Here is a 21,223-nt window from a genome sequence, read left to right as displayed (position 1 = left end):
TGGGCCGGGCGCGCTGCCCCGGCCCGGGCGGGCGGGGAGCGTGTCAGACCACCCCCGTGACGGCGGGCTGGGCGTCCAGGACCGCGCAGTACGCCGCCTCGGTGGCCGCGGCGACGCGGCCCCAGCCGTACCTGCGCAGAACGCGGCGGCGGCCCGCCTCGCCGCACGCCTGACGGGTCCCGGGGTCGGCGAGCAGCTCGCCGACGGCCCGGGCGAGGGCGTCCGGGTCGCGGGGCGGCACCAGCCGCCCGGTGCTCGGGTCCGCGACGGTGTCCAGCTGGCCGCCCACCGCGCTGGCGACGACCGGCCTGCCGCAGGCCATCGCCTCCAGCGGCACGATGCCGAACGGTTCGTAGTCCGCTGGGCACACCACCACGTCGGCCCCCCGCAGCAGCGCGGGTACCTCGTGGCTGGGCACCCCGCCGATGAAGCGCACCCGGTCGGCGACCCCGGCGTCCGCGGCGATACGGCGCAGCCGGCGCACCTCCGGGTCGTCGTCGAGCCGGTCCGCCGGAGGCCCGCCGACGACGACGAGCTCGGTGCCGGGGAGCAGGGCGAGCGCGGCGATGGAGACCGCCGCGCCCTTGCGTGGAACCAGGCGGCCCAGCTGGAGCAGCCGATGCCGGGCGGTACCGGGCGCGGCGACCGGTCCGCGCGGGGTGAACAGTTCGGCGTCGACCCCGCACGGCACGATGCTGATCTTGCCGCTGGGGATGCCCATGCGGCCCAGTTCGACGGCCTCGTCCCGGCAGGTGGCGATGACGCGGTCGCAGCCGAGGCCGACCTCCGTCTCGAGGGCGATGCGCTTCGGGGGGCTGGTGTCCGCCAGCTGCTGATGCCGTCGCTTCACGGTTCCGAGGGCGTGATAGGTGTGCAGCAGCGGCAGCCCCAGCTCGCGCACGGCCCGCAGGGAGGCGATCCCGGACATCCAGAAGTGCGAGTGCACCACGTCGGGAGGGCTCACCCGCCAGGTCTTGGCGAGGTGACGTCCGAACTCCCCCATGTGGGGAAGGAGTTCGTCCTTGGGTATGGGCTCGGGGGGCCCCGCCGGAACATGGCGCACCTCGACCCCGTCGCGTAGCGCCACCCGGTCCGGCAGGTCGGGGTCGTCGCGGCGGGTGTAGACGGTCACCCGATGGCCCCGGTCGGCGAGCGCGCCGGCGAGATGGGCGACGTGGACGTTCTGTCCGCCGGCGTCGACCCCGCCGAGCGTGGCGAGCGGGCTCGCGTGTTCCGAGACGAGTGCCACGGAGAGGGAGCCGGGGCCCTCCGGGTCGAAGGTGCCGGCACCGAGGGGGCGGAGGGATGAGGTCATGAGCGGGCCTCCGTCATCACGCGCTCCCAGTCGGCGAGGAAACGCTTGAGCCCGTACCGGCCGAGGGCCGCCTGCCGGGCGCGGGCCCCGTCGGCGGCCGCGGCTTCCGGTTCGTGCAGATAGTGCCGGGCGGTGCGGGCCAGGACGTCGGGGCGGGTGGACAGGGTGCCGGCGCCGGGCGGAACCGCCTCGGCCACCTCCGTGGTGGCGAGCGCCACCACGGGCATGCCGAGGTGCATGGCCTCGAGCAGCGACAGACCGAGGGACGTCCAGCGCACCGGGTGCAGATAGAACCGGCGCTCGGCCATCGCCCGGTGCAGCTCCGCCTGCGGCAGATCGGCGCTGCGGCACCGCTCCTCGGTCAGGCCGAGGCGGGCGGCCAGGCCCTCGGTGGCCATGCCGAACACGTCCAGGGGAGCGGCCTCGGCGAGGGCGGGCAGCAGGTCCGTACCGGTGTGACGGCCGCGTCGCACCGGGTCGTTGACGACGACGGCCGCGCGGGCCAGGCGGCCGGTATACCGGTGACCCGGGTCGACGATGCCGTGTTCGATCACCTCGGTGCGGGTGTCGCCGGAGTCCCAGAACAGCCGGTTGAAGTGGGTGACATGAATGAGCGTCAGATCCGACCGGTCGGCGAACGGGTGCCGGGTGAGGGGGACGTCTCCGTCCGGCGCGTTGTGCTCGAGGTAGACGGCGGGCACGTCACGGCCGGGACGACGGCCGCCGAGCCAGCGCTCGGCCAGCTCCAGCTCGTGCGGCCGTTGCATCAGGACCAGGTCCACCTCGGTGTCCCGCAGTTCCTCCGGCGTCACCTCCCGTACCGAGGCGGGCCAGGAGAACGTACGGGCCCGCCCGAGCCCGTCCGGGTCGCGGCTCGGTGTCACAGGAACGAGGTAGGTGTGGGGGCCCTGGACGAACGCCGTCGTCCAGGAGCCGTGCACATGCCACAACAGGATGTTCATACGGTCGCTCCTCGTTCCGTTCCGGATCCGCCGCCCGGGCCGGGCAGGTCCCCCGGCTCAGGCGGCCCACCCGCGTCAGGATTCGCCCGGTTCTTCTTTCGTGTCGGGTTACGTGTGTCGTTTCGTGTCCGGCCCGTGGAGGGCACTCCGGCCGGCCGGTTCTCCAAGAGCGCGGCCACGGCGGCGAGCACCTCGGCGTCGCTCACCCCGTCGAGACACGGATGACCCGGTACGGGGCACCGGCGTGCCCTGCTGCCCGCGCACTCCGCCTGCTGGTCCCCGAGCAGCACATGGGGCACTCCGTACGGCCCCCACCGCTCGGCGGGTACGACCGGCGCGAACACCGAGACCACCGGGGTTCCCACCGCGGCGGCCAGATGCGCGGGGCCCGTGTTGCCGACCACCGCCGCGCGCGCCCCGGCCAGGACCCCCGCCAGATGCCGCAGATCCGTGGCACCGCCGAGATCCAGCCCGTGGTCGCCCGCCACCTTGGCGGTCAGGTCCCGCTCCCCGGGGCCTCCCGTGACCACCACCCGGTGGCCCTCGGCGGCGAGGGCGGCCGCGGCCCGCGCCGCGCGTTCGGGGCTCCATGCCCGGGCCGGCACCGCGGCACCGGGATGCACCACCACATACGGCTCGGCACCCGTGAGGTGCGTGGTGTCCGGCGGAGTCCTCACCCGCAACGCCCCGTCGTCGCCGGGCGGCAGCGCGAATCCGGCGTCCCGCGCCAGGTCCAGCGCCGCCAGGGCCTCGTGCCGGTTCGGCAGCCGGCGGTGGCGCAGATCCAGCAGGGCGCCCGCGTAGTCCTCGCTGTCGGCCGCCGTCCAGCCGACCCCGGCCAGCTTCAGCAGCAGCGCGATAGGCAGCGGGCTCTGGTGATACGAGACCAGCACCAAGGCCCGGTCGAAACGGCCGGCGGTCAGCGCCTCGAGCACCTGCCGCGTCGCCGTACGGGAGACCTGCGGAGGCTCGAGGCCCACCCACGGGGCGTCGTACTCGAGCACCTCGTCCACGCCGGGCAGCAGTTCGCCCGCCTGGACCCCCCGTGGCCCGCACAGCAGCGCGGTGTACGCGGATCCGGCCGCTACGGCACGCACGGCGGGCCCCGCCAGGAGTACGTCCCCGGCGCTGTCCAGGCGGACGACCAGGGTGCGGGGGAGCACACGGGGGGCGCTCATCGTGTCTCGCCCCCGATCGGGCCGAGACCGCCGACGCCGCCCTCGGGCTCGGTCTCGCTCCGGTCCCGGGTACGGCCCGGATCCCAGGCCTCGTTCGGGCCCCGGGACGAGTCCGGATCCCGGGCCGGATCTCGGGTTTCGCTTCGGTCCCGGCTCCAGTCCGGATCCCGGGCCGGCTCCGGGGTCTCGCTTCGGTCCCGGGGCGCGCAGCGGCCCCCGGGCCCGCTGCGGTCCGCCGTCCGCGTCCCGTCGGCCCCGGGCGGCGCGGCACCCGCCGCGGGCGACGCGGGCCCTGCCCCCCGGACGGCCGGGGCCCCGGACTCCAGCACGAGGTGGACCGCCGCGAGCAGATCATGGGCCGTGACGCCGGCGGCCTCGATCTCCTCGGGCAGGGTGACGGGCGTCGGGACCAGCACACCGCGGGCTCCCGCGGAACGTGCGGCCACCACATCGGCGCCGATGTCGCCGATGACGACGGTGCCCTCCACCGGGACACCGAGTCGTGCGCACGCCGCCGTCACCAGGCCGGGCGCGGGCTTACGGCAGCCGCAGCCGTCGTCCGGCCCGTGCGGGCAGACCGCCCACACGTCGAACGGGCCGAGCAGTTGTTCCACCCGCAGCCGTACCGCCTCGACCTGGTGGCGGGTCAGCAACCCCCGGGACACGCCCGACTGATTGCTCACGACCCCGACCGGGATGCCCCGCGCCCGCAGGGCGTCCACCGCCTCCCGCGCCGTGGGCATCGGCTCGACCCGCGCCGGGTCGCCGTTGTAGGGGACATCGCGGACGAGCGTGCCGTCGCGGTCGAAGAGCACCGCGGCCGGGCGGGAGTCCGGGAGGACGGGAGCATGCCGCGGCCCGGCGGACAGCCAGGGCCCGGTCACCGGGCGGGCGACGGCCGTCCGGTGCCGGGGCAGCGAGGAAGGTCCGGTCATGGGCGCACCCGTTCCCGGACCGGCCGGTGCCGCACCCGCGGCGGCGCACCTGCCTCGTAGCCGACGAGTGACGGTGTGCGCCGGTGCACGATCTGCCCGCGCAGCCAGTGCCAGACGGCGGCCGGTGGGATCGCCACACTGGTCAGTGTCATGGTGGTGATCTCGTCCCGGGTGCGCGGCCCCGGGCCGATCCGCGCCAGGGCGAATTCGGCGGTCCCGGCCAGCCAGGCCGCCGCGCACACCGCGGCGGCCCGTGGGCGGCCCAGGACGGCGCAGCAGAGCGCCGCCGCAGCCGTCGCCGTCACTGCGAGGTGCCCGGGCAGGCGCCCGCGCGGCGCGCCCGCCCGGCTCCACCAGTCGGGGCCGTGCAGCCGCGTCATCAGTACGTCGTCCGCGTTGCCCGCCTGGAGGCGCACGGAGACCCAGCGGTCGGCGGGCCGTACCGGGTGCGTCGTGGTGCGGGCGCCCGCGGTCACCGTCCATCCGGCGCCGACCACCCGCAGTGCCAGGTCCGCGTCCTCCCGGAAGGCGCGCCGGAACCGTTCGTCGAACCCGCCGACGGCTTCCAGGGCCGCGCGCCGGTACGCCATGTCGGCGGTGATCCAGCAGGCGGTGGCGAGCCCTGCGGTGTTGCGCTCCCAGTCTGTGGGCCGCCGGTCGGGCGGCAGCGGTACGTCGATACGGGCGGTGAACGCGGCCGTGTCGTCCGTCGCCCCGGCCAGGTCCAGGGCGAGGTCGTCGCCCCAGGTGGGGCCGGGCACCACGTCGTCGTCGAGGAACACGATCCAGGGCACGTCACCGGCCGCCCGCCATCCGTCGTTGCGGGCCGCCGCCGGGCCCAGCGCACGGCCCCGCACGACGGTCGTCACCCCGCGCAAGGGGGCGGGCACGTCGACCGTGAGCGGTGCGTCTCCGGGTCCGCGACGGTCGTCGACGAGGACCACCCGGACCGGTCGCGGGCCGCCGGCCTCGGCCAGCGCCCGCAGACAGGCGCCCAGACTGGGCCGGCCGAGCGTCGGTATGACCACCGCGTACGCGTCGTCACCGAGGTCGGGGCCCACCGTTCGCTGCCTTCTCCCGCCCATCACACCTCCCTTTCCTCGGCGCCGCGGAAGAGATCGCCGCGCCGGACCGCGTAGGGGCCGATGGCGAGCAGGTCGACGGGGGAGGAGCCGAAGCACTCCAGGGCGTCGCGGGGATCGTCCACCATGGGCCGGCCCGCCGTGTTCAGGCTGGTGTTGACCACCACGGGCAGCCCCGTCAGCCGTTCGAACTCGCCGAGCATCCGGGCCACCAACGGCTCCGTCGCCGGGTCCACCGTCTGGATGCGGGCCGTTCCGTCGACGTGCACCACGGCCGGGATGCGGTCCCGCCACTGCCTGGCCACGTCGTGGACGAACAGCATGTACGGGCTGGGCAGCGGACCGTCGAATATCTCGGCGGCGCGGTCGACCGACACCATGGGCGCCACCGGCCGGAACTGCTCCCGGCCCTTGACGTCATTGAGCCGTTCCAGGTTGCCCGCGTGGCCGGGGTGGGCGAGCAGCGAGCGGTGCCCGAGAGCCCGGGGACCGTACTCGGACCGGCCCTGGAACCAGGCGACGATCCCGTTGTCCGCGAGGACCCGGGCCACGGTGGCGGCGATGTCCGGCGGCCTTTCGAACGGCACGGCCGCCGTCTTCAGCCACGCCCCGAGCTCCGCGTCGGACCAGTCCCGGCCCAGATCGGCGCCGGTCATGGGCTCCGGGCCGTCACCCTGGCCGGCCGCCAGCAGCAGCGCGCCGCCCAGTGCCGTCCCCGCGTCACCGGCCGCCGGCTGCACCCACACCCGGGCGAAGGGTCCCTCCCGGGCGATGCGGGAGTTGGCCACGCAGTTGAGGGCGACGCCTCCGGCGAGCGTGAGCACACTGTGGTGCGTCTTCCCGTGCAGCCAGCGCACGAGGTCCAGCAGCGTTTCCTCCAGCACCGCCTGGGCGCTGGCGGCCACGTCCGCGTGGTCCTGTGTCCAGGCCTCCTCGGCCCCGCGCGGCGGGCACAGCTCGTGCCAGGGCACCGCGGTGGCCCGGAAGCCACCGTCGCCCGTGGGGTACACATGACGGCGCAGCTCCGCCAGCATGCGCGGCCTGCCGTGCGAGGCGAGGGCCATCACCTTGAACTCGTCGGAGGAGCGCAGGAACCCCAGGTGGTCGGTGAGCTCCTCGTAGACCAGGCCCAGCGAATGGGGCAGCTCCTGGGCGTACATGGGTTCGAGCCGGTCTCGGGTGCGGCGGGCGGCGAGATGGGACGCCCGCTCGCCGCGGCCGTCCAGGACCAGCACGGACGAGTCCTCGGCCCCGGGCGCGGCGAAGGCACCGGACGCGGCGTGGGCCATGTGGTGCGGTACGAAGCGGACGATGCCGGGATCGAGGCCCGGCAGCGCGGCCTGGAGGAAGCGGGGCGCCTCGCGGGCGTAGGTCTGCCGCAGATGGTCCCAGGGGTCGTCGAGCCCCATCGCCTCGGCGGGCCGGGCCAGCTGCGGATCGTAGGAGTAGGCGACGGCGTCGAGGTCCTCGGGGCGCAGGCCCGCCCTGCGCAGGCACCAGGCGGCGGCCTTCTCGGGGAGTTCCCAGGCGGAGAAGGGCACCGGCCGTTTCCCGTGCTTGCGCCGCGAGAACCGTTCCTCCTCGGTGGCGGCGACGGTCCGGCCGTCGATCACCAGGGCGGCGGCGGGGTCGTGGAAGAGAGCGTTGATTCCGAGGATGCGCATAGGGGGATCCCAGGTCTTTCGACGACGCGGTGAACTGCGGGGGTCGGATCTCGGCGGGGGTGGCCGGTACGGGTCCTGGTCTGGAGTGCGGTGGGGTGGCTACGGGTGGGGGTGTGGGGGCGGGGCCGGTGCGGTCCGAGTGAAACCGGGGGGCGGTCGGTACGGGTCCGGGTCGAAGCCGGGTGCGGGCCGGGTCGGGCGGCAGCCGGCCGGATCCCGGAGGGTGCCGGTGCGGGCGGGAGGCGAACGCTCGCGCCGGGTCAGCGACCGGCGGTGGCACGGAACCACTCGATCGTGCGGCGCAGGCCCTCCTCGGCGTGCACCTGGGGTTCCCAGCCGAGCTTGTCGCGGGCCAGCGTGATGTCCGGGCAGCGGACGGCCGGGTCATCCGTCGGCCGTTCGATGAAGCGGATCTCCGACCGTGATCCGGTGAGCTCGATGACGAGGCGGGCGAGGTCCAGCATGGTGATCTCGGTGGGGTTGCCGATGTTGACCGGGCCGCGCATGCCGTGGGCCGCTGCCGCGAGGATGCCGCGGACGGTGTCGTCGACGTAGCACAGCGACCGCGTCTGGCGTCCGTCGCCGGTGACCGTGAGGGGATCCCCGTCCAGGGCCTGGCGGATGAAGGTCGGGACCGCCCGGCCGTCGTGGCCGCGCATCCGCGGACCGTAGGTGTTGAACAGCCGCACGATGGCGGTGTCGGTGCCCTTGGCTTCGGCGTGAGCGGTGGTGAGGGCCTCACCGAACCGTTTGGCCTCGTCGTAGACGCTCCGCGGGCCGACCGGGTTCACATGGCCCCAGTACCGCTCGTCCTGTGGGTGCTGCTGGGGATCGCCGTAGACCTCGGAGGTCGAGGCCAGAAGGAAACGGGCTCCGCTGTGCCGGGCCAGCTCCAGCGCGTGGCGCGTGCCGAGGCTGCCGGTGTCCATGGTGTGCAGGGGCAGGCGCAGGTAGTCGGCGGGGGACGCCGGGGAGGCGAAGTGGAGTACCAGATCAGGCGGCCGCTCGATGTCGAGCCCCTCCGCCACATTGGCCTGCACCAGGGTGAATCGCGGCCGGTCGAGCAAGGCGGCCACGTTCTCGCGCCGCCCGGTGCTGAAGTCGTCCACACAGGTGACCGCCGCGCCCGAGTCCAGCAGCGCGGCGCACAGGTGGGACCCTACGAAGCCCGCGCCGCCGGTGACGACGGCGTGTTCCCATTTTCGTGAGAGAGCGGTGGCCATTCATGTCTCCTCCCTGTGGGGCGACCGGGCGTCGGGCCCCTGCTGCCGACGCCGGATCGCTGGAGTCGCGGAAGGCAGGCGAGTACCCGATCAGCGTCCGTCGGGCGGGCGCCGGTGGCTCGGTGGTGTACGGCATCCGGGTGACTCACGCAGAGCGAGGGCGGTCCCCTCGCAAGGCGACTTCAGCCTTCGGCCCGCTGGGCCGTCCGGCTCCAGGCGAACTGGAGCATGTCCGCGACCGTGAGCGCGCTCAGGCCCGCACAGACCACGCGTGTGGCCCGTGGCGCGGAGACGTAGGAGCAGGCCAGGGCTCCGGCCACCCAACCGGATGCGCAGAACGGACAGGACACCAGGTCGCCCACGGCGCGTCGGACGCCGCTGCCGCGCGGCCGCTCCAGCACCTCGCTCGCCGTGCCCTCGGACTCCCGGTGGGTGAAGGGCGCCCGCAGAAAGCTGGTGATCTTGTCCTTGGTGAGCAGACGGGACGCCTTGAACGTCGCCGTTCCCAGGAGCGCCACGTCCCAGGGCGGCACTCGCGCGGGCAACCGCACCCCGCGGCGCCGCGCCGCGAGAGCGAACAGCGCGGCTCCCGATGCGAAGACCGTGGCGAGGAGCGCATAACCCCCGAGCGGCACATCACCCGTCTCGTCGTAGCGTGGCTCCTCCACGCTCCTGCCTCCTTCCCACCGAGGCCGTCGGTGAGCCGGCGGCACCCGGACGCGTAACCTGTCGCTTCCCGGGTCCGGGCACGTGACCACCTTCTGCGCCCCGAGTGCCCTGGCGCCCCACAGGCAAACTCGCGTACCGCGGCACTCACGCCGGAGAGGCCCGGCGTGGCGGCAGCCCAGGCCGGCCGTGCGGCGACCGTTCACGAGGCGGGGTGCGGCGGGGTGCGGCGCAGCGTGTCGCCGCTGCCCTGCCTCCCTTCCTGGATGCCGGGCACCACATGACTCAGCCGCACCACGCCGTACACGATGAGCCCCACCCCGATGGTCTCCGGCAGAAGCCACCAGCCGGTGCGGACGCGCTCGCCGAAGAGCGTGATGCCGAGCAGCAGACTCACCGTGGCGTCCCCGATGGTGAGGGCCGGCTGGGACGCCGCGAGCTGGCCCGCCTGGAGAGCGTTCTCCAGCAGCAGGATGGCGCAGACACCGGTCAGCGCGAAGCCGTAGGTCTGCCAGGAGGTGAGGAACGCGGGCAGCCCGCCCGCCGCGAACCTGCCCGTCGCGGACTTCAGCAACGCGGCGGTCAGGGCGTTGCCGATGGCCGAGCCCGTGGCCAGCACGGCGGCCCGGAGCAGGGGCGGTCGCCCGGGGCGGGCCAGGGCGACGGCCGCCCCCATGCTGCCCAGGCAGAGCACCAGGACCGGGAGCCAGCGGACCATGGACGCCTGGTCCCGGGCGCCGGAAGGGGCGGCGGAGCCGAGGACCAGCGCGAGGCCTGTCACCACGCACGTGATCGCCCACCAGCCCGCGTTCGGCAGGCGCCGGTGCATCAGGGGAGCGGCGATCATCAGGGCGAACGGCAGTTCCAGGACGAACAGGGGCTGCACCAGTGCCATCGGCCCGTTCACCAGGGCGAGCGCCTGGAACAGCGCCGCGCCGACGACCCCGGCGATGCCGAGCAGCCAGGCAGGTCGATGGGCGAGTGCGAGCACGAGCCGCAGGCCGCCACCACTCGCCACCGTGGACGCCGCCTTGCGCTGAAAGGCGGTGCCCATCGCGTTACTGGCAGCGCCGACCACGGCGAACAGCGCGGCGAGGACGATCACCCCTCCAGCATGCCCTGGGCACACGGACCCGGCCTCCGGGCTGTGGCGAGCCCGTCGAAGAGCCGTGGCGTCCCCGCCGGCAAGCCGGTTCCCGCCCTAGTCGAGTGAGGATGTGGGTCCGGGATACCCGTCGAGGCATGACATGGCTACGGAAACGGGCACGCAAGGATCACGAGGACCGCCACGGCCGGGGATCGGCAGGGTCGGCCACGTCAGCCGCGGCGGCCGGATCGGCAGGGGAGGACCGGGAGCCCGAGCCCGGCCCGGACACCTTGGACGCGTCACCCGGCCCCGGTCCGGAGGTCGAACGCAGGGCGCCGGACGCGCCCACCGAGCTGACCGGACGGTCGTGGTGGGCGGTGCTCAAGGGCACGCTGCGCGAATTCCAGAACGACGAGCTGACCGACAGGGCGGCGGCCCTCACGTACTACGGTGTGCTGTCCCTCTTCCCGGCCCTGCTGGTGCTGGTGTCCCTGCTGGGCGTCATGGGCCGGTCGACGACCAACACGGTGCTGGACAACCTCAAGAGGTTCGCCCCCGGCTCGGCCCGGGACATCATCACGCGGGCCGTGGAACAACTCCAGGCCCACAGCGGCGTCGGGTCCGTCATGGCGGTCGTAGGCCTGGCCCTGGCGGTGTGGTCGGCGTCCGGCTACATCGCCGCGTTCATCCGCGCCGCCAACGCCGTCTACGACATGCCCGAGGGCAGGCCCATCTGGAAGGTGCTGCCCATCCGCGTAGCCGTCACCGTGGTGCTCATGGTGCTGGCCGTGGTCAGCGCGCTGATCGTGGTCTTCACCGGCGGGCTGGCCCGCCAGGCGGGCAGGGCGCTGGGCATCGGGCACACGGCGCTCACGGTGTGGTCGATCGCCAAGTGGCCCGTCCTCGCCGTGCTGGTGACACTCATGATCGGGATCCTGTACTGGGCCGCGCCGAACGCGAAGGTCCCCGGCTTCCGCTGGATCACCCCGGGCAGCTTCCTCGCCCTCGTGATCTGGCTGGCCGCTTCCGCCGGGTTCGCCGTCTATGTCACCAACTTCGCCGCCTACAACAAGGCATACGGCACCATGGCGGGCGTCATCGTCTTCCTGATCTGGCTGTGGATCGGCAATCTGGCGATCTTGCTGGGCCTGGAGTTCGACGCCGAGGCCGCGCGGCAGCGGGCGATCGCCGGTGGCCTTCCACCCGACCAGGAGCCGTACACCGAGCCGCGCGACACCCGCGCCTGGGACGAGGAGGACCGGCGTCGCCTGGAGTGACGGAACAACGGCGACCGGCCGGGAAAGGCGCCCGGGCCGGGGCCGACCGCGAACCCGTTCCCGTCACAGCCCCGCCGCGTGGTCGGGCACATAGTCCTGGGATCGCCTGGCGTGCGCTCGTAGCGGGTCGACGGCGGCCGCTCCGGCAGCTCGAGCACCGGCGGCGGCACGCCATCGCCTCGCTCCCCAAGCCGACCGAGCGCCACCGCAGCCAGTGGTACTTCCAGCGCTACGTCGAGCGACTGCCGGCGGCCGGGGAACGGGCGGCGCGGGTGCCCGAGGCGGTGACGGGCCCTCGCGCGACGGCCATGGCACAGTGGCGGTATGTGCGGCCGTTACGTCTCCAGCCGTGGTCCCGAGGACCTGGCCCGGCTCTTCCACGTCACCGACTGGCGCCCCGACGAGGCCCTGGCGCCGAGCTGGAACGTCGCCCCGACCGACGACGTGTGGGCCGTCCTCGAGCGCGCACCGCGCACCGCTGACGACGAGGCGCCGGTGCGGCGGGAGCTGCGGCCGGTGCGCTGGGGCCTGGTCCCGTCCTGGGCGAAGGACGTGAAGAGCGGCGCGCGGATGATCAACGCACGGATGGAGAGCGTGCACGAGAAACCCGCCTTCCGCCGCGCCTTCGTCAAGCACCGCTGTCTGCTCCCGGCCGACGGCTTCTACGAGTGGCAGGAGACGCGGGCCCAGGAGAGGGGCAGGACCCGCAAACAGCCGTACTTCGTTCACCCCGAGGACGGCCGGGTCATGGCGCTCGCCGGGCTCTACGCGTACTGGCGCGACCCGGCCGTCGAGCACGACGACGACCCCGCCGCATGGCTGACGACCTGCACCATCATCACCACCGATGCCACCGACGCGGCCGGCCGGATCCACCCGCGCATGCCGCTCGCCATCGCCCCGGAGCACTACGACGCCTGGCTCGACCCGCACCGCAGGGATCCCGACGGCCTCCGCGCCCTGCTCACCCGGCCCGGGGACGGCCGCCTGGACGCCCGTCCGGTCTCCACGGCGGTCAACGACGTGCACAACGACGGCCCCCGGCTCCTGGACGAGATCGCCCTCTGACCACCCGCCGCGACCAGGCCTTGGCACGGACCGTGCGCCCGGGCGCGTGACCCGCGGGTCACGCGCCCGGGGGCCCCTCCTCAGGTCCCGGCCATGGCCACCTGGGATCACCAGTGCTACAAAGGTCCCATGGCGGACCGTTTCGCCCGGTTCCGACGCGTGTCGCTGCGGTCACTGACAGGCAAAAGCCCGCGAAGCGTCGCCGGGCAGGTCTTCGTTCTGCAGGTGGCGCTGGTCGTGCTACTCGTGGCCTGTGCCGTGATCGCCCTTGTCCTGCAATCGGAGCGCGACACCAGCGCCGAGGCCAAGCGCCGTTCCGTGGCCGTGGCACAGACCTTCGCGCATTCCCCGGGCCTTCTCGCGGCGCTCCAGACACCCGATCCGTCGAAAGTGCTCCAGCCCATGACCGAGGCCGGGCGCAAGTCCGCCGGAGTCGACTTCATCGTGGTCATGAACACCCACGGCATTCGCTACACCCACCCCCTGCCGAGCAAGATCGGACAGCGGTTCGTGGGCACGATCGAGCCCTCGCTCGCGGGCAAGGTCTACACCGAGAGCGTCAACGGCCCGCTCGGGCACGAGGTCCAGGCCATCGTCCCCGTCGAGAACCCCCAGGGAAAGGTGGTGGCCCTGGTCTCCGCGGGCCTCAAGGTCAAGAACGTGGTCAGTGAGGTGGACCGCCAGCTGCCGATCATTTTCGGCGCCGGGGCCGGGGCGCTCGCCGTGGCCACCGGCGGGACGGCACTGATGAGCAGACGGCTGCAACGGCAGACCCACAGCCTCGCCCCGGACGAGATGACCCGGATGTACGAGCACCATGACGCGGTGCTGCACTCCGTACGGGAAGGGGTCCTCATCATCGGTGACGACGGACGGCTGCTGCTGGCCAACGACGAGGCCCGGCGGCTGCTGGAGCTCCCCCCGGACGTCGAGGGGCGGCATGTGTCGGAGCTGTCGGGCCTGGACCCGGAAACGACCGCGCTGCTCGCCTCCGGCCGGGAGGCCACCGACGAGGTGCACTTCGCCGGGGAGCGGCTGCTGGCGGTCAACCAGCGGCCCACGGACCGCGGCCAAGGCCCCATGGGGACCGTGGTCACGCTGCGCGACACGACCGAGCTACAGGCGCTGTCGGGCCGGGCGCAGGTCGCACGCGAGCGGCTGAAGCTGTTGTACGACGCCGGGCTGTGCGTAGGCACCACGCTCGACGTGGTCCGCACCGCTGACGAGCTGGGCCGGGTCGCCGTGCCCCGCTTCGCCGACTTCGTCACCGTGGACCTCGCCGACGCCGTGCTGCACGGCGAGGAGCCGGGCGGTGCGGCCACGGCCATGCGACGCGTCGCCGTGGCCGGAGTGCGCGACGACCATCCGCTGTACGAGAAGGGCCGGCTGATCGACTTCCTGCCCTCCACACCCCAGGCGCGCGGCTACGGCAGCGGCCGCTCGGTGCTGGTGACGGATCTGTCGACCGCCGCGGGCTGGCACGCGCAGGACCCCAGGCGGACCAAGGAGATCATGGACTACGGCATCCACTCCCTCATCGCCGCGCCCATCCAGGCCCGGGGCGTCGTGCTCGGCATGGCCAACTTCTGGCGTTCCAAGCAGCACGAACCGTTCGACGACGAGGAGCTGTCGCTGGCGGAGGAGCTGGTGGCCCGTGCCGCGGTCAGCATCGACAACGCCCGCCGCTACACCCGTGAGCACGCCCTCGCGGTCACGCTCCAGCGCAGCCTGCTGCCGCGGGCCCTGCCCGAGCAGACCGCCCTCGAGGTCGGCTACCGCTACCTTCCCGCCCAGTCCGGTGTGAGCGGCGACTGGTTCGACGTCATCACCCTGTCGGGAAGCCGGGTGGCGCTGGCCGTGGGGGACGTGGTCGGCCACGGTCTGCACGCCGCCGCCACAATGGGCCGGCTGCGTACCGCGGTGCACAACTTCTCCACCCTCGACATGCCACCGGACGAGCTGCTGAGCCACCTGGACGATCTGGTCGGCCGTATCGACCAGGACGAGTCGGGTGAGGAGAGCGCCGCGGGCGTGGTCGGTGCCACCTGCCTGTACGCGATCTACGATCCTGTCGCGCGCCGCTGCGCCATGGCGCGCGCGGGCCATCTGGCGCCCGCGCTGGTTCATCCGGACGGAAGCGTCACCTTCGCCGACCTCCCGGCCGGGCCGCCGCTCGGCCTCGGCGGCATGCCGTTCCAGACGGCCGAGCTGGCCCTGCCGGAGGGGACCCAGCTCGTCCTCTACACCGACGGCCTCATCGAGGACCGCGCCCGGGACCTGGACGTGGGTATGGAACTGCTGCGCGAGGCGCTGGCGGGCCATCCCGAACGCTCGCCCGAGGAGAGCTGCCAGGCCGTCCTGGACGACCTGCTGCCCGATCGGCCCAAGGACGACGTCGCCCTGCTCATCGCCCGCACCTGCCCGCTGTCGCCCGACCGGATCGCCGACTGGGACGTACCGCTCGACCCGGCCGCCGTCGCGCGGATGCGTGAGGCCGTGTCCGAGAAGCTCGACGAGTGGGGCCTGACCGAGATCGGCTTCCTCATGGAACTCGTCCTGAGCGAGCTGATCACCAATGCGATCCGTTACGGCTCCGAGCCGATCCACGTACGGCTGATCCGTGACCGCACACTGATCTGCGAGGTGGCCGACGGCAGCAGTACCTCGCCGCACCTGCGGTACGCCGCGACGACCGACGAGGGAGGCCGGGGCCTGTTCCTGGTCTCGCAGATGACCGAGCGCTGGGGCACCCGGTACACGCCGCAGGGCAAGGTGATCTGGGCCGAGCAGGCACTGCCGCGCGACGGCGGGCAGCCCGGCGCACACCTCGACGCCGGGGTCGTCGCCGACGAGGACTCCTCCGAGCCACCGGACTCGCGGGACGACGCGTAGGGAACCGCGGGCGATGCCTGGGCACACCGCTCGGCTCAGGCGTCCGCGGTGACGGTCAGCTCGTCGTCCGGCTCGGAGCGCAGCGTCTGCTCGGCCCAGATGGTCTTGCCCCGGTCGGTGTGGCGGGTGCCCCAGCGGTGCGCGAGCTGGGCGACGAGCAGCAGTCCGCGACCGCCCTCGTCGGTGGCGCGCGCGTGGCGCAGGTGCGGGGCCGCGCTGCTGCCGTCGGTGACCTCGCAGATCAGGGAGCGGTCCCGGATCAGCCGTACCTGGATCGTGCCGCGCGCGTAGCGGATGGCGTTGGTGACCAGCTCACTGATCACCAGTTCGGTCGTGAAGGACAGAGCGGACAGCCCCCAGGAGGCGAGCTGGCGGTCGACCAGGTGCGGGCGGTGGACACGATCTCCGGATCGCTGGGGAAGATCCACGAGGCGACCTGGTCGTCGCTCAGGACGCGTGTGCGAGCCAGCACCAGCACGACGTCCTCGTCGGGCCGCCCGGACAGCTCGGAGTAGATGACCGCGTCACACGCCTCCTGCACGCTCGCGTGCGGCTGGCCGAGGAGGCTCGTCAGCCGTGAGACGCCGTCGGCCGCGCGCACCGACGAGCCCCTTGGTGTAGAGGGCGATCAGACTCCCTTCGGGCAGCCGGGTCTCCCAGGTGTCGTGTGGCGGACCGCCGCTGCCGAGGGGTGGCCCGCAGGGCACGTCCACCGGCTGCGCATGGCCGTCGGGGTGGAGGAGGATCGGGTGCCCGGCGCAGGCCACGTCGATGCGGCGGCTCGCGGGGTCGTAGACGACATAGGCACAGCCGGCGGTGGAGGGCTGACCGTCCACGGGTGGGCAGGCGTCCGACCGGCCCTCGTCGACCAGTCGGACCATCAGATCGTCAAGGTGGGCGAGCATCTCCTCGGGTGCCAGGTCCAGGGCCGCCAGGCTGTGGGTCGCGGCGCGCAGCCGGCCCATGGTGGCGACGGCGCGCAGGCCTTGGCCCGCCACGTCGCCGACCGCGAGCGCCACGCGCGCGCCGGACAGCGGGATGACGTCGTACCAGGTTCCGCTGGCGTGTCCCGGCAGATAGCTGAACGCCACGTCGACGGCACTCTGCGCGGGCAGGTGCCTTGGCAGCAGGCTGTTCTGGAGGGTGAGGGCCGCGTTCCGCTCGCGTGTGTAGCGGCGGGCGTTGTCCACGCACAGCCCCGTCTGCGCGGCGAGTTCCGCGGCGACGGTCAGGTCGTCCTCGTCGAAGGGCGCGGACGTCACGGACCGGTAGAGGCTCGCCACGCCCAGCACGGTCCCGCGGGCGGCCAGTGGTACCACGACCAGCGAGTGCACCCGGTCGGCGCGGATGCGGTCCGCTCTGACCGGATCGTGCGTGAGCCAGTCGTCGGCTTCGTCGATCCGCTGGATCAGGCGGGGTCGAAGATCGGCCAGGGTCTGGGTGAGCGGCGACGGGAAGCCGTAGGAGGCTTTCTGGCCGACGGGGTAGGCGGGCGGCAGGCCGGCCGCCTGGGTCGACCGGAAGGCCACGCGCTGGAAGGTGATCTCGTCCCGTACCGGGCCAGGTTCGGGCGCCTCACCCTGGCAGACGCAGTCGAGCACGTCCACCGCGACGCCGTCGGCCACGCGGCCGACGGCGACCTCGGCGAGCTCGTCCGCGGTACGGGTGATGTCCAGGGTGGTGCCGATGCGCGTGCCGACGTCGTGGAGCAGTTCGAGGCGAGCCCGGTCCCGGTGGCGCTCCGTCACGTCGATGGCGAGGGTCCCGCTCCGAGGACCTGTTCGCTGCGGTCGCACAGCCGGAAGGCGGACATCGAGAAGACGTGCTCGTGGCCGAGGTCGGCCGGCGGATAACCCTGCTGGACGAAGTCGATGAGTGGTTGTCCGGTGTCCAGTACGTGCCGCAGCAGCTCCTCGAGGTCGCCGGTCACCAGGCGGGGCGCGACAACGGCGCCCCGCTGCCCGATGACGTCCTCGGGGCGGACGTGGCGCATACCGGGTGAGGCGGTGTTGAACCGCACCAGCCTCAGGTCGGTGTCGAAAAGGTGCAGTCCGATCGGTGCCTCGGTCAGCAGCGCGTCGAGCACGGCGCAGTCGAAGTCGCCCGGGTCCGCTGCGTCCGCCCGTGCGAGGAGGACCACCCATGTCAGGGGGCCTTCGGGGGTGAGGCGCGGGTACATGTGCCATGTGGTCTCGACCGGCCGGCCGGCCCGGTCGCGCAGGAGCACCAGGCGGTCGTCACCGGCCGGCGGCGCGTCGGGACCGGCTGGTTCGGCGGCCGGATCGGGCCGGACGAGGAGCGACCACAGGGGTCGGCTCACCATCTCTTCGGGGCCGTACCCCAGCAGGGCCTCGGCCCCCTCGCTCCACTCGGTGATCAGGCCGTCGGAGTCCAGGAGGACTCTCGCCCGCGGGGTCGCCGGGACGCCACCGTTGCCCGGCACCTCGTCTGGAGTGGTCATCGCACCCCTCCGTTCGACCGGTGCTCCGTGCCGACCGCCCAGTGCTCCCGTCGGCCGGGGAATGCCGGACGACCGGGTCGTCTTTCAGATTGGCAGGCACTCGCGCCGCCCGCTCGGCGGCACACACTCGGTGCCCGGTGAAGCCCGGCGGGTGACGCGTCTCACCTCGGTAGTTCATTGTTCAACTACATGCCGCGTGCGTAGCCTGGCACACGCCGGAACAACGGCAGGCGCCGGCGGCCACAGTCGTGGAACGCCGGGCGGTGCAAGGAGGAAAGACCATGAACAAGCTCGTGCGGGGCATCACCACCGCGGGCGTTTCCGCGGTGTTCGTCGGAGGCGCTCTCTTCGCCACCGGCGGCCCCGCTTCGGCGGCCACCCCCCAGTCGGCCGGGCACACCCCCGCCCGGGCCGTCGTGGTCCAGGGCGCCCACGGTGACGCCGCCGGGCATGTGCGGGTGAACGGTCGCATCGACCCGTGGGTCGCGGACCAGCTGGCGATGGCCGGCCACTGGGTCGGGGACCGGCCGGGGACGTACGACGCCTGGATCATGGATCAGTTGGCCCTGTTCCCCACCCCCGGCGTCGCCGGTCAGCCCTCGTCGCACTGACCGTCCGTCCCCGCACTGACCGTCGGGCTCCGGCACCGTACCGATCCGGGTAGTGGTGGGGTCCCGGCGGTGGTGAGGTCAAGACGTGTGGCCCTTGGACGACTGCTGGACCTGCGTGGTTCGCGATCCGGCCCGGCGTTCGTGCTCATCCCGTCGGCACTCGTCGTCGTGTGCACCGGAGACGTGCTGGCCCCACCGGACATCCACCTGGGCCCGCTCCTGGTCGCGGCGCCCGCCGTCACCGCGGCGTTCGCAGGACCCCGGCTGACCACCGCGATCAGCGGCCTGGCCGTCGGGGCCCTGCTCTTCAGGACATCCCCGACGACGAGTCGGCGCTGCACCTCGTGACGTGCGGTCACCCGCCGCCCCTGCTCCTCGGCGACGACTGGGCGGGACCGCTCCTCGTGGGGCACACCGCACCGCCCCTGGGTAGGGGGGATCTGTGCGGCGACTGCGACTACGAGGTGGAGACCTTCCCCTTCGCGCGCGGTGACCTGCTGCTCCTGTACACCGACGCCGTCCTGGAGGCGCGGGATGCCCGGGGTGAGTTCTACCCGCTGACGGCCCGCGTGCGCGCCTGGGGTGACGAGCCCCCCGACCGGCTGCTGGGCTGCCTGCGCGACGACCTCGTCGCTCATGCCCGTGGCCGCCTGGGGGACGACGCCGCGGCCATCGCCATCCGGCGCCGAGGCCCCTCGCTCGTCGGCACCTGACTCCTTCCGAGACGTCGCCGTACGCGGGCGCGAGACGGTCTCGAACGGGGCGCGAGAGGGCCCACCGGGCGCCCGCCGGCCCCCCACGCGCCCCGGTCGGGACGTGCGGTGTCGAAGAGGGGGTATCGGGTACTCAGAGGAGCACCCAAGGGGTCCGGGACCGGACAGCCGGGCAGGGGCTGCCCGGTGCGGCATATGGAGTGGTCATGACGCAGAACGGGGACGACGTGAAGCCCGCCCGGCAGGCCGAGACACCTGAACTCCGTCTGGCGGCGCGGCCGGCGGAGCAGCAGGCGTGCCACCCGCGGCCGCCGCAGCTGCACGACCTGCCCCCCGATCACAGCCAGGCGATCCTCGAGGCGACGAAGCGCGTGGGCGCCCTGCTGAAGCGGGAGGGGCACATGTTCGCGCTGGCCGGAAGCGTGGCTGTCTACGCCCACGGCGGCAGCGAGCACCTTCAGCACGACGCGGACTTCTGCGTGCGGCCCGAGGACGCCGAGGCGGTGGCGGCCACGCTGGACAACGCGGGCCTGACGGTCTACAAGCCGCCGGAGGACTGGCTGCTGAAGGCCAAGTGCTTCGACCAGGACATCGACGTCATCTTCGAGCTGGCGCACCGGCCGGTCACCACGGAGATGCTCGGCCGGGCTCAGGAACTCCCCGTCGCCTCGGTGCGGATGCCCGTGCTGTCGCCCACCGATCTGGTGTGGAGCCTGATCGCCGCTTTCTCCGAGCATCACTGCGACTTCGGCGCGGTCCTCCCCGTCGCCCGCGCGCTGCGCGAGAGGGTCGACTGGGAGCAGGTGCGGCGGGACTGCGGGGAGGAGCCGATGCCCGCCGCCTTCTTCTTTCTTCTCGAACGCCTGAACGTCATCGCCCCCCGGAAGGAGGCGCCATGAGCAGCCACGGCGCAGGGCCGGCACCCTCGGGTGCTCCGGCAGCCGGGAACACGGAGTACCGAGTCGCCCACCTCATCGAGCACCTTGCCGCCGGGCATCCCGGTGAGCTGGGCGTCCGGGTGGAGGTCCGCGGCGAGGCGGTGAAGCTGACCGGCACGGTCGCCTCCGCGCAGTGCCGTGAGGAGATCCTGCGCATGGTGCGCGAGGAACTGGCCGGAGTCCCGGTCCACAGCGACATCCTGGTGGCGGAGAACTCCGCGCCCGGCCACGCGGAGGAACTCGCATGATCCGGGTGGCGGCGGTCGGGGACATCCATATGGGGCCGGAGAGCAAGGGCGCGCTGCGTCCGGCCTTCGAGTCCCTTCCCGAGTGCGCCGACGTGCTGCTGCTGGCCGGGGACCTCACCCGTCACGGCACCACGGAGGAGGCCCGGGTGGTGGCACAGGAGGTCCAGGACCTGGCGGTGCCGGTGGTGGCGGTGCTGGGCAACCACGATCACCACGACGAGCGGCCCGAAGAGGTCGCTGCCGTCCTGGAGGACGCGGGTGCCCGGGTCCTGGAGGGTCGTGGAACCGTCCTGACCCTCGGGGACACCCGGGTCGGCGTGGCGGGTACCAAGGGATTCGGCGGCGGTTTCGTCGGTCGCAGCGCCGGCGAATTCGGTGAGCCGCTGATGAAGGAGTTCGTACGCTGCTCACGGCGGTGCGCCGATGCCCTGCGGGGGGCCCTGGAGGAGCTGGACGAGCAGGGCTGTGATGTGCGTATCGCCCTCACTCACTATTCCCCCGTGCCGGAGACGCTGGCCGGTGAGCCGCTGGAGATCTACCCGTTCCTGGGCAGCTATCTGCTGGCCGAGGCGATCGACACGGCCGGGGCCGACCTCGCGGTGCACGGGCACGCTCATGCCGGGACGGAACACGGCATGACCAGTGGTGGTGTCAAGGTGCGCAACGTGGCCCAGCCGGTCATCGGGCGGGCCTTTCGCGTCTACCACCTGCACGTGCACGAGCCGCTGCCCGCCGGCGCGTCCGGCCCGGCGCCGGACTGAGTCCGGACCGTCCGCCGCCGGGCAGGGCCGCGCATCGCTCCGTGCGCACCGTCGCGCTCGGGGGCCGCACCCGGGCCGACCGGGCGCCGGAGCGTTCCCGTGGCGGGCGCCGGAGTGCTGAGGCGCTCGCCCGGAGCGCCCT

General features: G+C 73.3%; 20 protein-coding genes and 3 pseudogenes. 10 read left to right on the top strand and 13 right to left on the bottom strand.

The genetic code is table 11. The features are described 5' to 3' along the window. Window positions 1-43 precede the first annotated feature (43 nt). The 9 genes and pseudogenes from ABZ823_RS10315 to ABZ823_RS10275 form a co-directional block, all read right to left on the bottom strand. Complete coding sequence (locus ABZ823_RS10315; protein ID WP_361656497.1) at window positions 44-1,315, bottom strand: glycosyltransferase; 1,272 nt, start codon at window positions 1,313-1,315, stop codon at window positions 44-46. Beyond that, window positions 1,312-2,277 (bottom strand): glycosyltransferase, encoded by a 966-nt coding sequence (locus ABZ823_RS10310; protein WP_361656494.1) that lies wholly within the window; start codon window positions 2,275-2,277, stop codon window positions 1,312-1,314. Before ABZ823_RS10310 ends, ABZ823_RS10315 begins: the two co-directional genes overlap by 4 nt. Then, window positions 2,274-3,455, bottom strand: coding sequence for a glycosyltransferase family 9 protein (locus ABZ823_RS10305; RefSeq protein ID WP_361656491.1), 1,182 nt, complete (start codon window positions 3,453-3,455; stop codon window positions 2,274-2,276). Before ABZ823_RS10305 ends, ABZ823_RS10310 begins: the two co-directional genes overlap by 4 nt. Window positions 3,456-3,778: 323 nt before the next feature. Then, window positions 3,779-4,390 (bottom strand): annotated as a pseudogene (locus ABZ823_RS10300) (HAD-IIIA family hydrolase); the annotation flags it as partial. Beyond that, the gene (locus ABZ823_RS10295) at window positions 4,387-5,475 is read right to left on the bottom strand and encodes a glycosyltransferase (protein WP_361656488.1); all 1,089 of its coding nucleotides are present in this window, start codon (window positions 5,473-5,475) and stop codon (window positions 4,387-4,389) included. The pseudogene ABZ823_RS10300 and the gene ABZ823_RS10295, both read right to left, overlap by 4 nt. Beyond that, window positions 5,475-7,136, bottom strand: coding sequence for a carbamoyltransferase C-terminal domain-containing protein (locus ABZ823_RS10290; RefSeq protein ID WP_361656485.1), 1,662 nt, complete (start codon window positions 7,134-7,136; stop codon window positions 5,475-5,477). The genes ABZ823_RS10295 and ABZ823_RS10290 overlap by 1 nt, the downstream gene beginning before the upstream one ends. Window positions 7,137-7,396: 260 nt before the next feature. Then, the gene (locus tag ABZ823_RS10285; protein WP_361656482.1) at window positions 7,397-8,359 is read right to left on the bottom strand and encodes a UDP-glucuronic acid decarboxylase family protein; all 963 of its coding nucleotides are present in this window, start codon (window positions 8,357-8,359) and stop codon (window positions 7,397-7,399) included. Between the two features lie 182 nt (window positions 8,360-8,541). Continuing rightward, window positions 8,542-9,027, bottom strand: a complete 486-nt coding sequence (locus ABZ823_RS10280) for a DUF1360 domain-containing protein (RefSeq protein WP_361656479.1) — start codon at window positions 9,025-9,027, stop codon at window positions 8,542-8,544. 200 nt (window positions 9,028-9,227) lie between these two features. Then, a complete protein-coding gene (locus ABZ823_RS10275) occupies window positions 9,228-10,130 on the bottom strand; it encodes a DMT family transporter (protein WP_361656476.1) in 903 nt (300 codons plus the stop codon). A 137-nt stretch (window positions 10,131-10,267) separates the two neighbouring features. Here ABZ823_RS10275 and ABZ823_RS10270 point away from each other — a divergent pair, with 137 nt between their 5' ends. Beyond that, entirely contained in the window at window positions 10,268-11,389 is a 1,122-nt protein-coding gene (locus ABZ823_RS10270) for a YihY/virulence factor BrkB family protein (protein WP_361656473.1), read from the top strand. Window positions 11,390-11,452: 63 nt separating this feature from the next. Here ABZ823_RS10270 and ABZ823_RS10265 read toward each other — a convergent pair. Further along, window positions 11,453-11,565, bottom strand: a pseudogene (locus tag ABZ823_RS10265) (polyphosphate kinase 2); the annotation flags it as partial. Between ABZ823_RS10265 and ABZ823_RS10260 the strand changes: the two are divergent. The 3 genes and pseudogenes from ABZ823_RS10260 to ABZ823_RS10250 all read left to right on the top strand — a co-directional run. Continuing rightward, window positions 11,563-11,649, top strand: a pseudogene (locus ABZ823_RS10260) (polyphosphate kinase 2); the annotation flags it as partial. The pseudogenes ABZ823_RS10265 and ABZ823_RS10260 sit on opposite strands and share 3 nt — an antisense overlap. Window positions 11,650-11,713: 64 nt before the next feature. Next, window positions 11,714-12,457 (top strand): SOS response-associated peptidase, encoded by a 744-nt coding sequence (locus tag ABZ823_RS10255; RefSeq protein ID WP_361656470.1) that lies wholly within the window; start codon window positions 11,714-11,716, stop codon window positions 12,455-12,457. Window positions 12,458-12,586: 129 nt separating this feature from the next. Next, window positions 12,587-15,349: a SpoIIE family protein phosphatase gene (locus ABZ823_RS10250; protein WP_361656467.1), complete on the top strand. Its 2,763-nt coding sequence runs from the start codon at window positions 12,587-12,589 to the stop codon at window positions 15,347-15,349. A 35-nt stretch (window positions 15,350-15,384) separates the two neighbouring features. Here the strand turns inward: ABZ823_RS10250 and ABZ823_RS10245 are convergent, their stop codons facing one another. The 3 genes from ABZ823_RS10245 to ABZ823_RS10235 all read right to left on the bottom strand — a co-directional run bounded on the left by ABZ823_RS10245 (window position 15,385) and on the right by ABZ823_RS10235 (window position 17,810). Beyond that, window positions 15,385-15,777, bottom strand: coding sequence for an ATP-binding protein (locus ABZ823_RS10245; protein ID WP_361656464.1), 393 nt, complete (start codon window positions 15,775-15,777; stop codon window positions 15,385-15,387). Window positions 15,778-15,873: 96 nt separating this feature from the next. Then, window positions 15,874-17,097, bottom strand: a complete 1,224-nt coding sequence (locus tag ABZ823_RS10240; protein WP_361656461.1) for a GAF domain-containing SpoIIE family protein phosphatase — start codon at window positions 17,095-17,097, stop codon at window positions 15,874-15,876. Beyond that, window positions 17,094-17,810 (bottom strand): PAS domain-containing protein, encoded by a 717-nt coding sequence (locus ABZ823_RS10235; RefSeq protein ID WP_361656458.1) that lies wholly within the window; start codon window positions 17,808-17,810, stop codon window positions 17,094-17,096. The genes ABZ823_RS10240 and ABZ823_RS10235 overlap by 4 nt, the downstream gene beginning before the upstream one ends. A gap of 281 nt (window positions 17,811-18,091) precedes the next feature. Between ABZ823_RS10235 and ABZ823_RS10230 the strand changes: the two genes are divergently transcribed. The 6 genes from ABZ823_RS10230 (at window position 18,092) to ABZ823_RS10205 (ending at window position 21,081) form a co-directional block, all read left to right on the top strand. Then, window positions 18,092-18,421 (top strand): hypothetical protein, encoded by a 330-nt coding sequence (locus ABZ823_RS10230; RefSeq protein WP_361656455.1) that lies wholly within the window; start codon window positions 18,092-18,094, stop codon window positions 18,419-18,421. A gap of 87 nt (window positions 18,422-18,508) precedes the next feature. Further along, the gene (locus tag ABZ823_RS10225; RefSeq protein ID WP_361656452.1) at window positions 18,509-18,769 is read left to right on the top strand and encodes a hypothetical protein; all 261 of its coding nucleotides are present in this window, start codon (window positions 18,509-18,511) and stop codon (window positions 18,767-18,769) included. Then, window positions 18,766-19,134 (top strand): PP2C family protein-serine/threonine phosphatase, encoded by a 369-nt coding sequence (locus tag ABZ823_RS10220; protein ID WP_361656449.1) that lies wholly within the window; start codon window positions 18,766-18,768, stop codon window positions 19,132-19,134. Before ABZ823_RS10225 ends, ABZ823_RS10220 begins: the two co-directional genes overlap by 4 nt. 206 nt (window positions 19,135-19,340) lie before the next feature. Next, the gene (locus tag ABZ823_RS10215; RefSeq protein WP_361656446.1) at window positions 19,341-20,033 is read left to right on the top strand and encodes a nucleotidyltransferase family protein; all 693 of its coding nucleotides are present in this window, start codon (window positions 19,341-19,343) and stop codon (window positions 20,031-20,033) included. Beyond that, window positions 20,030-20,320 (top strand): BON domain-containing protein, encoded by a 291-nt coding sequence (locus ABZ823_RS10210; protein WP_361656443.1) that lies wholly within the window; start codon window positions 20,030-20,032, stop codon window positions 20,318-20,320. Before ABZ823_RS10215 ends, ABZ823_RS10210 begins: the two co-directional genes overlap by 4 nt. After that, on the top strand, window positions 20,317-21,081 hold the full coding sequence (locus ABZ823_RS10205) for a metallophosphoesterase (RefSeq protein ID WP_361656440.1): 765 nt from the start codon (window positions 20,317-20,319) through the stop codon (window positions 21,079-21,081). The genes ABZ823_RS10210 and ABZ823_RS10205 overlap by 4 nt, the downstream gene beginning before the upstream one ends. The last annotated feature ends 142 nt before the right edge of the window (window positions 21,082-21,223 follow it).

It is taken from the genome of Streptomyces sp. NPDC047079 (assembly GCF_040643755.1).
Taxonomy (GTDB): domain Bacteria; phylum Actinomycetota; class Actinomycetes; order Streptomycetales; family Streptomycetaceae; genus Streptomyces.
Note: the sequence above shows the minus strand (reverse complement) of the source record. Positions and strands in the feature narration are given on the sequence as shown.

Bases quoted from the DNA above. Each gene is read 5' to 3' on its own strand.
- ABZ823_RS10315 (WP_361656497.1), bottom strand. From the start codon at position 1,315: ATGACCTCATCCCTCCGCCCCCTCGGTGCCGGCACCTTCGACCCGGAG.
- ABZ823_RS10215 (WP_361656446.1), top strand. From the start codon at position 19,341: ATGACGCAGAACGGGGACGACGTGAAGCCCGCCCGGCAGGCCGAGACA.
- ABZ823_RS10305 (WP_361656491.1), bottom strand. From the start codon at position 3,455: ATGAGCGCCCCCCGTGTGCTCCCCCGCACCCTGGTCGTCCGCCTGGAC.
- ABZ823_RS10290 (WP_361656485.1), bottom strand. From the start codon at position 7,136: ATGCGCATCCTCGGAATCAACGCTCTCTTCCACGACCCCGCCGCCGCC.
- ABZ823_RS10295 (WP_361656488.1), bottom strand. From the start codon at position 5,475: ATGGGCGGGAGAAGGCAGCGAACGGTGGGCCCCGACCTCGGTGACGAC.
- ABZ823_RS10255 (WP_361656470.1), top strand. From the start codon at position 11,714: ATGTGCGGCCGTTACGTCTCCAGCCGTGGTCCCGAGGACCTGGCCCGG.
- ABZ823_RS10205 (WP_361656440.1), top strand. From the start codon at position 20,317: ATGATCCGGGTGGCGGCGGTCGGGGACATCCATATGGGGCCGGAGAGC.
- ABZ823_RS10310 (WP_361656494.1), bottom strand. From the start codon at position 2,277: ATGAACATCCTGTTGTGGCATGTGCACGGCTCCTGGACGACGGCGTTC.
- ABZ823_RS10235 (WP_361656458.1), bottom strand. From the start codon at position 17,810: ATGACCACTCCAGACGAGGTGCCGGGCAACGGTGGCGTCCCGGCGACC.
- ABZ823_RS10250 (WP_361656467.1), top strand. From the start codon at position 12,587: ATGGCGGACCGTTTCGCCCGGTTCCGACGCGTGTCGCTGCGGTCACTG.
- ABZ823_RS10285 (WP_361656482.1), bottom strand. From the start codon at position 8,359: ATGGCCACCGCTCTCTCACGAAAATGGGAACACGCCGTCGTCACCGGC.
- ABZ823_RS10270 (WP_361656473.1), top strand. From the start codon at position 10,268: ATGACATGGCTACGGAAACGGGCACGCAAGGATCACGAGGACCGCCAC.
- ABZ823_RS10210 (WP_361656443.1), top strand. From the start codon at position 20,030: ATGAGCAGCCACGGCGCAGGGCCGGCACCCTCGGGTGCTCCGGCAGCC.
- ABZ823_RS10230 (WP_361656455.1), top strand. From the start codon at position 18,092: ATGAACAAGCTCGTGCGGGGCATCACCACCGCGGGCGTTTCCGCGGTG.